The 12,630-nt window shown below is 63.3% G+C and carries 14 protein-coding genes; 12 read left to right on the top strand and 2 right to left on the bottom strand.

Annotation, left to right across the window (positions count from 1 at the left end):
• Nucleotides 1-28: 28 nt before the first annotated feature.
• Nucleotides 29-967 (top strand): LysR family transcriptional regulator, encoded by a 939-nt coding sequence (locus AC097L_RS06870; RefSeq protein ID WP_479585519.1) that lies wholly within the window; start codon nucleotides 29-31, stop codon nucleotides 965-967.
• Nucleotides 968-994: 27 nt separating this feature from the next.
• On the opposite strand, the gene AC097L_RS06865 is transcribed toward AC097L_RS06870, so the two are convergent.
• Nucleotides 995-1,309, bottom strand: coding sequence for a PsiF family protein (locus AC097L_RS06865; RefSeq protein ID WP_479585518.1), 315 nt, complete (start codon nucleotides 1,307-1,309; stop codon nucleotides 995-997).
• A 121-nt stretch (nucleotides 1,310-1,430) separates the two neighbouring features.
• Here AC097L_RS06865 and argS point away from each other — a divergent pair, with 121 nt between their 5' ends.
• The 10 genes from argS (at nucleotide 1,431) to AC097L_RS06815 (ending at nucleotide 10,026) form a co-directional block, all read left to right on the top strand.
• Complete coding sequence (gene argS, locus AC097L_RS06860; RefSeq protein ID WP_479585517.1) at nucleotides 1,431-3,104, top strand: arginine--tRNA ligase; 1,674 nt, start codon at nucleotides 1,431-1,433, stop codon at nucleotides 3,102-3,104.
• 12 nt (nucleotides 3,105-3,116) lie between these two features.
• Entirely contained in the window at nucleotides 3,117-3,827 is a 711-nt protein-coding gene (locus tag AC097L_RS06855) for an SPOR domain-containing protein (RefSeq protein ID WP_479585516.1), read from the top strand.
• Between the two features lie 84 nt (nucleotides 3,828-3,911).
• Nucleotides 3,912-4,565, top strand: a complete 654-nt coding sequence (locus tag AC097L_RS06850; RefSeq protein WP_479585515.1) for a thiol:disulfide interchange protein DsbA/DsbL — start codon at nucleotides 3,912-3,914, stop codon at nucleotides 4,563-4,565.
• A gap of 97 nt (nucleotides 4,566-4,662) precedes the next feature.
• Complete coding sequence (lptA, locus tag AC097L_RS06845) at nucleotides 4,663-5,283, top strand: lipopolysaccharide transport periplasmic protein LptA (RefSeq protein WP_479585514.1); 621 nt, start codon at nucleotides 4,663-4,665, stop codon at nucleotides 5,281-5,283.
• Nucleotides 5,280-6,044 carry an LPS export ABC transporter ATP-binding protein gene (gene lptB, locus AC097L_RS06840; RefSeq protein WP_479585513.1) on the top strand — a complete coding sequence of 255 codons (765 nt, stop codon included), beginning with the start codon at nucleotides 5,280-5,282 and terminating at the stop codon, nucleotides 6,042-6,044. Before lptA ends, lptB begins: the two co-directional genes overlap by 4 nt.
• Nucleotides 6,045-6,051: 7 nt before the next feature.
• On the top strand, nucleotides 6,052-7,629 hold the full coding sequence (locus AC097L_RS06835) for an RNA polymerase factor sigma-54 (RefSeq protein ID WP_479585512.1): 1,578 nt from the start codon (nucleotides 6,052-6,054) through the stop codon (nucleotides 7,627-7,629).
• A gap of 57 nt (nucleotides 7,630-7,686) precedes the next feature.
• Entirely contained in the window at nucleotides 7,687-7,914 is a 228-nt protein-coding gene (locus AC097L_RS06830; RefSeq protein ID WP_479585511.1) for an addiction module protein, read from the top strand.
• Nucleotides 7,911-8,204, top strand: coding sequence for a type II toxin-antitoxin system RelE/ParE family toxin (locus AC097L_RS06825; protein ID WP_479585510.1), 294 nt, complete (start codon nucleotides 7,911-7,913; stop codon nucleotides 8,202-8,204). The genes AC097L_RS06830 and AC097L_RS06825 overlap by 4 nt, the downstream gene beginning before the upstream one ends.
• Before the next feature lie 78 nt (nucleotides 8,205-8,282).
• Nucleotides 8,283-9,479 carry a THUMP domain-containing class I SAM-dependent RNA methyltransferase gene (locus AC097L_RS06820; RefSeq protein ID WP_479585509.1) on the top strand — a complete coding sequence of 399 codons (1,197 nt, stop codon included), beginning with the start codon at nucleotides 8,283-8,285 and terminating at the stop codon, nucleotides 9,477-9,479.
• 133 nt (nucleotides 9,480-9,612) lie between these two features.
• Nucleotides 9,613-10,026: a putative toxin-antitoxin system toxin component, PIN family gene (locus AC097L_RS06815; protein ID WP_479585508.1), complete on the top strand. Its 414-nt coding sequence runs from the start codon at nucleotides 9,613-9,615 to the stop codon at nucleotides 10,024-10,026.
• Here the strand turns inward: AC097L_RS06815 and AC097L_RS06810 are convergent.
• The gene (locus AC097L_RS06810) at nucleotides 10,007-11,665 is read right to left on the bottom strand and encodes an FMN-binding glutamate synthase family protein (protein ID WP_479585507.1); all 1,659 of its coding nucleotides are present in this window, start codon (nucleotides 11,663-11,665) and stop codon (nucleotides 10,007-10,009) included. The two genes, AC097L_RS06815 and AC097L_RS06810, sit on opposite strands and share 20 nt — an antisense overlap.
• A gap of 61 nt (nucleotides 11,666-11,726) precedes the next feature.
• Here AC097L_RS06810 and AC097L_RS06805 point away from each other — a divergent pair, with 61 nt between their 5' ends.
• Nucleotides 11,727-12,554 (top strand): YecA/YgfB family protein, encoded by an 828-nt coding sequence (locus AC097L_RS06805; RefSeq protein ID WP_479585506.1) that lies wholly within the window; start codon nucleotides 11,727-11,729, stop codon nucleotides 12,552-12,554.
• The last annotated feature ends 76 nt before the right edge of the window (nucleotides 12,555-12,630 follow it).

The raw sequence follows: 12,630 nt of genomic DNA, 5'->3' as shown, positions 1-12,630 counted from the left end.
GCTAGAGCCGTATTTTTTATAAATTTACATGGACCGTCTCAAAACCTTGGAATCCTTCGTCGCCGTGGTGGCGCGCGGCAGCCTGACCGCTGCCGCCCAGGCCGAAGGTGTGGCCCCGGCCATCATCGGGCGGCGGCTGGACGCACTGGAGGAGCGCCTGGGCGTGAAGCTGCTGCTGCGCACCACCCGGCGCATCAGCCTCACCCACGAAGGCAGCGCGTTCCTGGAAGACTGCCAGCGCGTGCTGGCCGACCTGGCGAATGCCGAGGCCAGCGTGTCGGCGGGCGGGGTGCAGGCCAGCGGGCATTTGCGCATCACCGCACCCGCGGGGTTTGGCCGCCGCCACGTGGCCCCGTTGGTGCCGTGGTTTCGCGAGCAGCACCCGGATGTGACCGTGACCCTGAACCTGAGCGACCGGGTGGTGGACCTGGGCGGCGAGGGCTTTGACTGCGCGGTACGGGTGGGGGATTTGCCCGATTCATCCCTGGTCAGCGTGCGCCTGGCCGACAACCGCCGCCTGTGCGTGGCCACCCCGGCGTTTTTGAAGCGCCATGGCACGCCGCAGCAGCCGGGTGATCTGGCCCGGTTCGACTGCCTGGCCTTGTCCAGCGAGGCCTCGCAAACCCGGGGGTGGGTCTTTGCCGTGCCCGGTAAAGACCGCACCGAAGTGTTCTACACCAAGCCCAGTGGCCCGCTGAACTGCTCTGACGGGCAGGTGTTGCACGACTGGTGCCTGGCGGGCTACGGCATCGCCTGGCGCAGCACCTGGGAGGTGGAAATGGAGATCGCCAGCGGCCAACTGGTGTCGGTGCTGGACGCGTTTGCCGCGCCGCCCAACGGCATCTACGCCGTGTTTGCCCAGCGCAAGCACCTGCCGCTGCGGGTGCGGCTGTGGATCGATTTTTTGAAGCTGCACTATGGGCGGCCCGGGTTTTGGACCGGGGCGGACGTAAAAAAACCCGGCTGACCGGGTTTTTGAGAGCTGGGGAAAACCTTACTTTTTCAGGCAGTCGCTCATGAAGGCTTTGCGCTCGTCGCCCTTCTTGCCGGTTGCGTCCTTGTTGCAGGTGACCATCTTGCTTTGCTGGGCGGTTTTGCCGTCATCGGCGGCAGCTGCGGGTGCGTCGGCCTTGGCACTCAGGCAGGTTTTCATGAAGGCTTTGCGCTCATCGCCTTTTTTGCCGGTGGCATCCTTGTTACAGGCGGCCATTTTTTCTTGCTGGGGGGTCTTGGGCTTGTTTTCGGCATGGGCCATGCCCAGCGAAAGGGACATGCCCAGGGCGGCGATCAGGGGTAAGAGTCGTTTCATGCAAGCTCCAGAAGAGGAAAGATGGAAGTAATCCTGTGTACAACGCCATGCTGCACCGGGGGATTGCACCCTATAACGGCGCTTCCCGCAAGTCGGATGACGGCCCCCGTAAAATCGGTGCATGCTCTCAGTCAAACATGAATTGCTCGCGGCGCTGGCCGTCGGGCTGGAAAAAATTGCCCCCGGCGCCGGTGCCAAAGCCGCGTTCGAGTCCCCCAAGGTGGCAGCCCATGGCGATTTCGCCTGCACCGCAGCCATGCAATTGGCCAAACCGCTCAAGCTGAATCCGCGCCAACTGGGCGAAAACCTGCGTGAGGCCCTGCTGGAGCAGCCTGCCTTTGCAAAGTGGGTTGAGGCCATTGACATCGCCGGGCCGGGCTTCATCAACATCAAACTCAAACCCGCCGCCAAGCAGGAAATCGTGCGTGAAGTGCTGGCCGCCGGGGCCCGCTTTGGCGTGCAGCCCGCCAATGGCCAGCACATACTGGTGGAATTTGTCTCGGCCAACCCCACCGGCCCGCTGCACGTAGGCCATGGCCGCCAGGCCGCGCTGGGCGACGCGATTTGCAACCTGTACGCCACCCAGGGCTGGGACGTGTACCGCGAGTTCTATTACAACGACGCGGGCGTGCAGATCGGCACCCTGGCCACCAGCACCCAATTGCGTGCGCAGGGCTTCAAGCCCGGCGATGCCGAATGGCCCGAAGCCGCCTACAACGGCGACTACATCGGCGATATTGCGCAGGATTTCATCGCCCGGAAGACCGTCAAGGCCGACGACCGCGAAGTCACCGCATCGGGCGACATTGACGACCTGGACTCCATCCGCGCATTCGCCGTGGCCTATCTGCGCCGCGAGCAGGATTTGGATCTGCAGGCCTTCCAGGTGAAGTTCGACAACTTCTACTTGGAGTCCAGCCTGTACACCAGCGGCAAGGTGGATGCCACGGTGCAACTGCTGCAAGACGCGGGCAAAACCTACGAGCAGGATGGCGCTCTGTGGCTGCAGTCCACCGACTACGGCGACGATAAAAATCGCGTGATGCGCAAGACCGACGGCAGCTACACCTACTTTGTGCCCGACGTGGCCTACCACATCGCCAAATGGCAGCGCGGCTTCACCAAGGTGGTCAACATCCAGGGCACCGACCACCACGGCACCATTGCACGCGTGCGCGCTGGCTTGCAGGCCGCCAACGTGGGCATCCCGCTGGGCTACCCCGACTACGTGCTGCACACCATGGTGCGGGTGGTGCGCGGTGGCGAAGAGGTCAAAATCTCCAAGCGCGCTGGAAGCTACGTCACCCTGCGCGACGTGATCGACTGGACCAGCAAGGACGCGGTGCGCTTCTTCTTGCTCAGCCGCAAGCCCGATACCGAATACACCTTCGACATCGACCTGGCCCGCTCACAGAACAACGACAACCCGGTCTACTACGTGCAGTACGCCCATGCCCGCATCTGCAAGATGCTGCGCGACTGGGCGGGCGATGTGGCCAGCCTGCAGGGCGTGGACCTGTCCAGCCTGCTGGTGCCCCAAGCCCAAACCTTGATGCTGCAATTGGCAAAGTACCCAGAGATGCTGACCAACGCCACGGAAACCTTTGCGCCGCACGACGTGACCTTTTACCTGCGTGAACTGGCCGCCAACCTGCACAGCTACTACGACGCGGAACGCGTGCTGGTAGACGACGAGCCCCTTAAACTGGCGCGCCTGGCCTTGGTCGCCGCCTGTGCCCAGGTGCTGCACAATGGTTTGGCGGTACTCGGGGTGAGTGCCCCTGAAAAAATGTAAGTGGCAGCAAGTATGAAAAAGCAAAAGCAAAGCGGCGGCACCATCATCGGCTTCATCGTTGGGGTGGTGGTGGGCCTGGGGTCGGCGCTGGCAGTGGCGGTGTACGTCACCAAGGTGCCGATTCCGTTCATGAGCGGCAAGACCCAGGTCAGCGGTGCCGACCACGATGCCGCCGAAACCCAGAAAAACAAGGACTGGGACCCCAACACCCCGCTGCACGGCAAAAACCCGGTGCGCCCGGTGGTGCCTGCGGCCACGCCCGACGTGACCCCTGAGCCCACCGTGGCCGTGCCACCGCCTGCGGTGCTGCCTGCGGCCCCGGCAGTGTCGGTGGCAGCCAAACCCGCGGCCAAACCTGCCAGCAGCGCACCGGCTACCAGCACACCTGCCACCAGCGCCGACCCCTTGGGCGACCTGGCCAAGGCCAAAGCCAAGGCGGCAACGAACACTGCCACCGCCCCGCCTGCGCTGGCCCCGACGGCCGAGCCGTTTGAATACTTTGTGCAGGCCGGTGCGTTCCGCACCACCGAAGATGCCGAAGCCCAGCGCGCCAAGCTGGCCATGATGGGCATGGAGGCCAAGGTCACCGAGCGCGAGCAGTCGGGCCGCACGGTGTACCGCGTGCGCATGGGCCCCTACGCCAAGCGCGACGATGCCGAGCGCGCCAAAGACAAGTTGGAAAGTGCCGGTGGTGACACCACCCTGGTCCGCGTACAGCGCTAGTGCGGCGTTACATCGACTGTTGGCCATCCGGGCTGAACTTTTTGACTGCAGCCCCGTCTGAACCCCCACAAGGAGTAATTTGCAATGAAACGTCGTGATTTTTCGCTGACCTCAGCCAGTGTTTTGGCGGGCTCGGCCTTGGTTATGTCGCCCATGGGCAGCGCCCACGCGCAGGGCAAAGCGCCTGTGGCGGGCGCCGACTACCTGGTGCTGGAAAAGCCCGTGCCCACCGATGCCCCGGCGGGCAAGGTCGAGGTGATCGAGTTCTTTTGGTACGCCTGCCCGCACTGCTTTGCGTTTGAGCCCGCTCTGGTTGCCTGGCTCAAGAAGCTGCCCAAGAACGTGGCTTTCCGCCGCGTGCCAGTGGTGTTCCAGGATAGTTTCATTCCGCCGCAAAAGCTCTACTACACGCTGGAAGCCATGGGCCAGCTGGAGGCCATGCACAGCAAGGTGTTCAACGCCATCCACGTGGAGCGCCAAAAGCTGGACAAAGACAATCTGGTGATCGACTGGGCCGCCAAGCAGGGCCTGGACAAAGCCAAGTTTGTGGAAACCTACAACTCGTTCTCGGTGGCCACCAAGGTGCGCAAAGCCGCGCAGCTGCAAGAGGCTTACAAAGTGGCCGGTGTACCCGCCATGGGCGTGGCCGGACGCTTCTACACCGACGGCACCCAGGCCCAGTCAATGGAGCGTGGTTTGACGGTGGTGGACTACCTGGTGTCGCAGCAGAAAACCTGATCGGTCGTTGCCTCGGAACACCTGAGCCCGCTTTTGCGGGCTTTTTTCTGGGCGGAGTGAATCGACCGCTACAATCATTTGCAAGATTCGTGCCTCTATGAAAAACGCCTACCACACTCTCCTACTCTTGTTGCTGTGCGCTTGCGCGGGTGGCTCTGCCTGGGCTGAAAAAGCCGACCGCCTCAAGCCCATGAACGTCGAGTCCGATGCCATGCGCTACGACGACCTGAAGCAAACCAATGTATTTACCGGCCGGGTGCTCATGACCAAGGGAACGATCGTCATCCGGGGTGCCCGGGTGGATGTGCGCCAGGATGCCGAGGGCAACCAGTTTGGCGTGGTCACCGCCGAGCCGGGCAAGCTGGCTTATTTCAAGCAAAAGCGCGACGGCGTGGATGAATACATTGAAGGCGAGGGCGAAACCATCGAATACAGCAGCAAGCTGGACAATGTGCGCTTCATCAAGCGCGCTGTGATGCGCCGCCTGCTGGGCAGCAAAGTGAATGACGAGGTCACCGGTGGCGTCATCGTTTACGACAACACTACCGATGTTTTTACAGTAGACAACGGCACGCCCGCCAACAACCCTGGTGGCCAGAACGGCCGGGTGCGCGCCATGCTGACCCCCAAGGTGGTGGCGCCAGCTGCGTCCGCCCCTGCGGGCACCACCAGCCCTACGCTGCGCTCCACCACCACGCTGGAGGGCCCGCAGAAGTGACGGCCGTGGCGGAAGTCGTAGAAAGCCGCTTGGAGGCCCGCCATCTGCAAAAGACCTATGGCAGCCGCAAAGTTGTCAAAGACGTGACCCTGGCGGTTAAAAAAGGCGAAGTGGTGGGCCTGCTGGGCCCCAACGGCGCGGGTAAAACCACCTCGTTTTACATGATCGTGGGCCTGGTGCGGGCCGATGGCGGCAGCATTTCTATCGACGGCCAGCCGGTGGAGCACATGCCGATCCACCGCCGTTCACGCCTGGGTTTGAGCTATTTGCCGCAAGAGGCCTCAATTTTCCGAAAGCTCACGGTGGAAGAAAACGTGCGCGCCGTGCTGGAACTGCAGTTTGATGCAGCGGGCAAATCGCTGACCAAGCCGATGATCGAGGAGCGCCTGACCGCCTTGCTGGAAGACCTGCGGGTCGAGCACCTGCGCCAGTCCAGCGCCATGGCCTTGTCCGGAGGCGAGCGCCGCCGGGTCGAAATCGCCCGCGCCTTGGCCACCCAACCGCGCTTTATCCTGCTGGACGAGCCGTTTGCCGGTATCGACCCGATCGCGGTGATCGAGATCCAGCGCATCATCGGCTTTTTGAAATCGCGCGGCATCGGCGTGCTGATCACCGACCACAACGTGCGCGAAACCCTGGGTATTTGCGACCACGCCTACATCATCAGCGACGGCAACGTGCTGGCCGAAGGCACGCCGTCCGAGATCGTCGACAACGCCGATGTGCGGCGCGTCTACCTCGGCGAGCACTTCCGCATGTGATCGCACGATGAAGCAAGGCCTCTCCCTACGCGTTTCCCAGCACCTGGCGCTCACGCCCCAGTTGCAGCAGTCCATCCGTTTGTTACAGCTGTCCACGCTGGAACTCAGCCAGGAAGTGGACCAGATGCTGGACGAAAACCCGTTTCTGGAACGCAATCTGGACGACGCGCCGCGCGAAGAGTTCGGACTGGCCCAGGCCGACACTCCCGTCAGCGCGGGTGACCGCGAAACCGAGTCTGCTCCTACTTCTGTAGCTGAATACGCAGGCGAATCCAGCGCGGAAGCCTCAAATGACTCTGAAACGCCACTCACCGGCGGCGACGACACCAGTTGGGACGGCGACGGCACTTCGGAAATGAAACCCGACGACAGCGAGTGGGGTGGCGACGCACCTGCCCGCCAGAACAATCTGGGCGAAGACGGCGAGGCCGATGCCACCGAGCTGGCCCGTAACCAGGAATCGCTGACCAGCTTTCTGCACCGCCAGGCCCTGGCGCTGCGCCTGGGTGAGGTAGACCAGGCGGCGCTGCGCTTCCTGATCGAATCGCTGAACGATGACGGTTACCTGGAAGACGAGCTGCCCACCCTGGCCCGGGGCTTGGCAGGCGACGACGTGGAAGCCCAGGAAGAGCTGGTGCACCGCTTCACCGTCGCCCTTCGCTTGCTGCAAAGCCTGGAGCCCGCCGGGGTTGGTGCCACCCATCTGGGCGAATGCCTGGTGCTTCAGCTCAAGGCGCTGCAATCCACCATGGGCGACGACCCGGCGCGCAAAACCGCGCTGCGCATCTGCCGCCAGCCCATGGACCTGCTGGCCCGGCGCGATGTAAAGCGCCTGGCGCAGCTTTGCCACGCCACCGATGCCGACATCAAACTGGCGATTGCGTTAATCGCCCGCCTGGAGCCCAAGCCCGGCCGCCGTTTTGTGGATGTGGAACGCAACATCGTGGTGCCCGACGTGATCGTCGCCAAGGTCGGGCGCGGCACCAGTGCCAAGTTCCGGGTGGTGCTAAACCCCGAGGTGATGCCGCGCCTGCGCGTGCACGACATCTACGCCAACGCCCTGCGCCAGCACAAGGGCGGCGGCAAGGATTCGTCGAACAACGCCGCCCTGCAGCAGCGCCTGCAAGAGGCCCGCTGGTTCATCAAAAACATCCAGCAGCGTTTCGACACCATTTTGCGGGTCAGCAACGCTATCGTGGAGCGGCAAAAGAACTTCTTCAGCCACGGCGCTCTGGCCATGCGCCCGCTGGTGCTGCGCGAAATCGCTGACGAGCTGGGCCTGCACGAGTCCACCATCAGCCGCGTCACCACCGCCAAGTACATGGCCACGCCCTACGGTACCTTTGAGCTGAAATACTTCTTTGGCTCGTCCCTGGGCACCGAGACCGGCGGCAATGCGTCCAGCACGGCGGTGCGCGCGCTGATCAAGCAGTTCGTCGCGTCCGAAGACCTGAAAAAGCCGCTCAGTGATAGCCAGCTGTCCGACATGCTGAAAGAACAGGGCATTGAATGCGCCCGCCGCACCGTGGCCAAATACCGCGAAGCCTTGCGGATTGCGCCGACGAATCTGCGCAAGGCGCTGTAATAGACTTTGTGGCAAGCTGATGTCGAACGCACCGTAGCTGTTCTGGAGATTCACGACATGCGTACATCCCTTGAAATTCTGGAGGCGGAGGTTTTGCAGCTGGCGCCCGCACACCGCGCGCATTTGCTGGAAAAGCTGATCTCCAGCCTGGATGCAGATCCGGACGTGGAAGCCGCCTGGGAACAGGTGGCCGACCAGCGCGAAGCCGCTGTGGCATCCGGCAACGCTATCGCCGTGCCTGGGCAGGAGGCGATGGCCCGCTTGCGTGCCCGCTGGCCGGTGTGAGCTACACGTTCCATCCTGGGGCTGAGCAAGATATTGCAGAGGCCGTGGATTTTTACGCTTCCCAAGCGGGGCCGCTGGTGGCCCGGCGTTTCCTTGACGAGTTTGAGCGTGTGGCCGCGCTGTTGGTCGAATTTCCCGGTATCGGCACACCGGGAGCACGCGGGCGGCGGATGTTCCCGCTCCAGGTTTTTCCCTATGCGGTGGTCTACCGCTCCGTGGAGGAGGGTATCCACATCGTGGTCGTCCGCCACCAGCGCAGAAAGCCAGGATATGGTGGTTCCCGGCGTTAAAAGTAGCGTCCAACCCCCTATGGGATACTCCACGCCTCCCGGCGGACCCGCTCCGCGCCCCACTTTGGCACCGATCCCATGAACCAACTCCAATTATTTTTACCCTGCGCCGCTGGCGTGGAAGAGCTGCTGGCCGAAGAGGTGCACGCGATTACCGGGCTGCAGGGCGAGGATTTGCGCTCGCACCGGGGCGGGGTGCTGGTGCGTTCGTCGTGGCGCGACGCGATGCGGCTCAACTTGCACAGCCGCCTGGCGCAGCGGGTGCTGATCGAGCTGTCCAGCACGCCCTACCGCAGCGAGCAAGATCTGTATGAAGCCGCCAGCAACGTGGCCTGGGAGATATGGTTCACGCCCAAACAAAGCTTCAAGATCGAAGTCACCGCGCAGCACAGCCCACTGACCTCGCTAAACTTTGCCGCCCTGAAGGTCAAGGATGCGGTGGCTGACCGCTTCCGCTTCAAAACCGGCGTGCGCCCGGATGTGAACGTGCAGTGGCCCGACGTGCGCATCTATCTGCACCTGACCACCGAGCACGCCACGGTCTACATCGACACCTCGGGCGACGCGCTGTTCAAACGCGGCTGGCGCGAAGACAAGGGCGATGCGCCTCTGAAGGAAACCCTGGCCGCCGCCATGATTGCCGCCAGCGGCTGGGACGGCACCACGCCCTTTTACGACCCCTGCTGCGGCAGCGGCACCATCGCCATTGAGGCCGCGCAGATCGCCTGCAACATCGCGCCCGGCAGCCTGCGCCGTTTTGGCTTCGAGAAGCTGCTGCCGTTCCAGCCCCACGTGTGGTCGGCCATACAGAACCAGGCGGCCGAGGCCGAGCACGAGCCGCAAACGCAGATTTTCGGCAGCGATGTGGCCTTCCGGATGGTCGATTTCGCCACCCGCAACGCCGAGCGCGCCGGGGTCACGGGCGTGGTTGAGTTCCGCGGCGGCGATGCCTTGCAGCGCATGCCGCCCGCGCCATCGGGTGTGATGCTGCTGAACCCGCCTTACGGCGAGCGGATCGAGGTGGCCGGTGTGGCCGGTCGCCGCGAAGCCGCGAAAACCGAGGACGGCGAGGCCGGCAACAGCGAATTCTTTCCTCAGCTGGCCACCCACTGGAAGCGCAACTACGCAGGCTGGACCGGCTGGATCCTCACCCCCGACCTGAAGCTGCCCGGCAAGATGCGCCTGAAAGAGTCCCGCCGTGTGCCGATGTGGAACGGCCCTATCGAATGCCGCTTGTTCCGCTTTGACATGGTCGCCGGGTCGGCAAGGAAATGACGCACCCCCAGGCTTTTTCACTGGCTGTAAACGCCAACCCCCTTGCTGGGGGCAACACCATCAGCCCGGCAAAGCCGGTTCTGCGGTGTTTTGGAGGGGTCTGCGCTGCGCTTGCCTCTGGCCTTGGCTTGCCATGAACGTCGTGATCGACACCAATATCGTGCTGGACATGTTTATCTTCGACGATAAGGTGTCTAAGCCCCTTCAGCCCGCCCTGGCCAGTGGGCAATTGCGCTGGCTGGCCACGCATTACATGCGCAACGAGCTGGAGCGGGTGCTGGACTATGTGCACCTTATCCCCAAGCTGGCTTTTTACCAACTCAGCAAGGCCGACGTGCTGGCCCAGTTTGACCGTTACGCTACGCTGGTGGAGGTGGCCCCCCGCATCAGCGCCATCTGCAAGGACCCGGACGACCAATGCTTCATCGATCTGGCTGTGGCCCACCAGGCGCTGCTCTTGAGCAAGGACAAGGCCGTACTTTCCATGAAAAAAAGGCTTCTCGCGCAGGGTGTGTCTACGCAAGTAGCTATTCAATTTGTAGCGTGAAGCTATCGGCTGAAGCGCGGGGCCAGTAGAACTTGTAGACATTCGGCAGGGCGCTGATGTCCCGGTCCAGCAGGGCATCCATGGGCAGCGGCGGCATCAGGCTGACCAGCAGCTTGACCCCGGTTTCATTCACCCGGCGCACGATGTGGTGGGCGGTGATATCGCCCGGATGCATCAGCCCGGCGGCCTGGACCATCTCTTTCAGGGCTTTCAGTGTGTTCTGGTGGAAGTTGAACACCCGCACCGCCTTGTCGGGCACGATCAGCGCCTGCTGGCGTACGGGGTCTTGGGTGGTCACCCCTGTGGGGCAGTGGCCGGTGTGGCAGGCCTGGGCTTGCAGGCAACCCAGCGCAAACATGAAGCCCCGGGCCGAATTGCACCAGTCGGCCCCGAGCGCCATCATCCGTGCAATATCAAAGGCGCTGACCACCTTACCCGCGCAGCCCAGCCGGATGCGGCTGCGCAGGCCCACGCCGCGCAGGGTGTTGTGCACCAGTTGCAGGCCCTCTTGCAGCGGCGCGCCCACGTGGTCGGTAAATTCCAGCGGTGCTGCACCGGTGCCGCCCTCGGCCCCGTCCACCACGATGAAGTCGGGCGTGATGCCGGTGACCTGCATGGCCTTGACCATGGCAAACCATTCCCAGGGGTGGCCAATGCACAGCTTGAAGCCGGTGGGTTTGCCGCCCGACAGCTCGCGCAGCCGGGCGATGAACAGCATCATCTCGACGGGCGTGCTAAACGCACTGTGGGCCGAGGGCGAGACGCAGTCCACCCCTTCGGGCACGCCGCGGGCTTCGGCAATCTCGGCGCTGACCTTGGGGCCGGGTAGCACGCCACCGTGGCCGGGCTTGGCGCCTTGGCTGAGCTTGAGCTCAATCATCTTGACCTGCGGGTTGGCAGCGGTGCTGGCAAAGCGCTCAGGGTTGAACGTGCCATCCTCGTTGCGGCAGCCGAAGTATCCCGAGCCGATCTCCCACACCAGATCCCCGCCATGGGTTTTGTGGTGCACCGAGATCGAGCCCTCGCCCGTGTCGTGCGCAAAATGGCCTTGCTTGGCCCCCTGGTTCAGCGCCAGGATGGCGTTGGCCGACAGTGCGCCAAAGCTCATGGCCGAGATGCTGAAGATACTGGCGCTGTACGGCTGGGTGCAGCTGGAGCTGACAGCCTGCAGCCCGGTGTTGCTGTCCAGCCCGATGGTGGTGCGAAAGTCGTGCGAGGGGGCGACAGTGGGGGCGACCGAGTGGTTGATCCACTCGTAGCCCTCGGCCAGCACGTCCAGTTGGGTGCCAAACGGGCGTTTGTCGATGTCGCTCTTGGCGCGCTGGTAGACCAGCGAACGCTGGGCGCGGGAGAAGGGGTTGGAGTCGTTGTCGGCCTCGATGAAGTACTGGCGGATTTCCGGGCGCACGTACTCCAGCATGTAGCGCATGTGGCCAATCACCGGGTAGTTGCGCAGCACCGATTTCTTGGTCTGCCGCAGGTCAAAAACCCCCAGCACCACCAGCCCGCCAAACACCAGCAGCGCCAGCACCCCGGTGTGGAATGCCACCAGGCTGAACAGGCTCAGCAGCAGGCCCATCACGCACAGCCCCATGGCGGTGTAGCGGATGGGGTAGACCGTATTCAAATATTCCAGCATAGACATTTCTCCTGGGCGCGATGCTACTGGCTAAACTGGGGGTTTGCTACCAGTGATCACCATGACTTCGACACCCCTTTCCCCCCTGCAGCCCGACGACTTTGATGCCCTGGATTTGATTCTGGAAAACCTGCGCGAGCGCTATGACGAAACCCCGCAGTGGGAGTTTTGCGAAGGCTTCATGGCGGCCGTGGTGTGTGGCCGCAAGCCCATCGCCCCGAGTGAATATTTTTCGGTGCTGCTCGACATTGGCGAAGACGGCGAAGGCAGCTTTGCCGACGAGGCCCAAAAAGAAGCTTTTATGTCTCTGTGGATGCGTCGCTTTGCGGAAGTGACCGCGGCGCTGGACGAAGAAGACGTGCGCAACCTGACGGACGAAAAAGCCTACACCCCCGAGGTGCTGGACGTGCGCGCCATGATGCTGTCGCTGAGCCCCGAAGAGCGCGCCGAAGCCATGTTGGGCGAGGGTGGCGAAGAAAACGAAGGGCCGCTGCCCGCATTCGGCCAGGTCTGGGCCCTGGGTTTCATGTTCGCGGTCGAATCCTGGCCCGAAGAGTGGGTGGCCCCGGCCAAAGACAAGGACGCTGTTAAAGCGCTGGATGCGGCGCTGGATGCCATCGTGGCACTCACCGAAGACGATACCGGCCCGGCCGAAGTATCTGCCTTTGGCCCGGACGAAGAAGGCGGCGAAGAGCCACCCCCCAGCATGTCCATGGCCCGCATGGAGGCTTTTGGCGAAGCCATGTGGGCGGTGTACGACCTGCGTGCACTGTGGCGCAGCATTGGCCCGCGGGTGGAAACCGTGCGCGTCGAAGCCACGCCGGGTCGCAACGACGCATGCCCCTGCGGCAGCGGCAAAAAGTACAAAAAGTGCCACGGCATGACGTGATCGCTCACCCCCAGGCTACAGCGCAAGCGCTAGTCCCCAACCCCCTTGCAGGGGGCGATGCTGGTGGCCTGGTGGA

It is taken from the genome of Rhodoferax sp. RT5P35 (assembly GCF_056521385.1).
This window is presented reverse-complemented; position numbering and strand designations above follow the sequence as displayed.

Excerpts from the sequence above, each read along its gene's own strand:
- AC097L_RS06870 (WP_479585519.1), top strand. The coding sequence starts at position 29 with ATGGACCGTCTCAAAACCTTGGAATCCTTCGTCGCCGTGGTGGCGCGC.
- AC097L_RS06865 (WP_479585518.1), bottom strand. The coding sequence starts at position 1,309 with ATGAAACGACTCTTACCCCTGATCGCCGCCCTGGGCATGTCCCTTTCG.
- argS (WP_479585517.1), top strand. The coding sequence starts at position 1,431 with ATGCTCTCAGTCAAACATGAATTGCTCGCGGCGCTGGCCGTCGGGCTG.
- AC097L_RS06855 (WP_479585516.1), top strand. The coding sequence starts at position 3,117 with ATGAAAAAGCAAAAGCAAAGCGGCGGCACCATCATCGGCTTCATCGTT.
- AC097L_RS06850 (WP_479585515.1), top strand. The coding sequence starts at position 3,912 with ATGAAACGTCGTGATTTTTCGCTGACCTCAGCCAGTGTTTTGGCGGGC.
- lptA (WP_479585514.1), top strand. The coding sequence starts at position 4,663 with ATGAAAAACGCCTACCACACTCTCCTACTCTTGTTGCTGTGCGCTTGC.
- AC097L_RS06835 (WP_479585512.1), top strand. The coding sequence starts at position 6,052 with ATGAAGCAAGGCCTCTCCCTACGCGTTTCCCAGCACCTGGCGCTCACG.
- AC097L_RS06830 (WP_479585511.1), top strand. The coding sequence starts at position 7,687 with ATGCGTACATCCCTTGAAATTCTGGAGGCGGAGGTTTTGCAGCTGGCG.
- AC097L_RS06820 (WP_479585509.1), top strand. The coding sequence starts at position 8,283 with ATGAACCAACTCCAATTATTTTTACCCTGCGCCGCTGGCGTGGAAGAG.
- AC097L_RS06815 (WP_479585508.1), top strand. The coding sequence starts at position 9,613 with ATGAACGTCGTGATCGACACCAATATCGTGCTGGACATGTTTATCTTC.
- AC097L_RS06810 (WP_479585507.1), bottom strand. The coding sequence starts at position 11,665 with ATGCTGGAATATTTGAATACGGTCTACCCCATCCGCTACACCGCCATG.
- AC097L_RS06805 (WP_479585506.1), top strand. The coding sequence starts at position 11,727 with ATGACTTCGACACCCCTTTCCCCCCTGCAGCCCGACGACTTTGATGCC.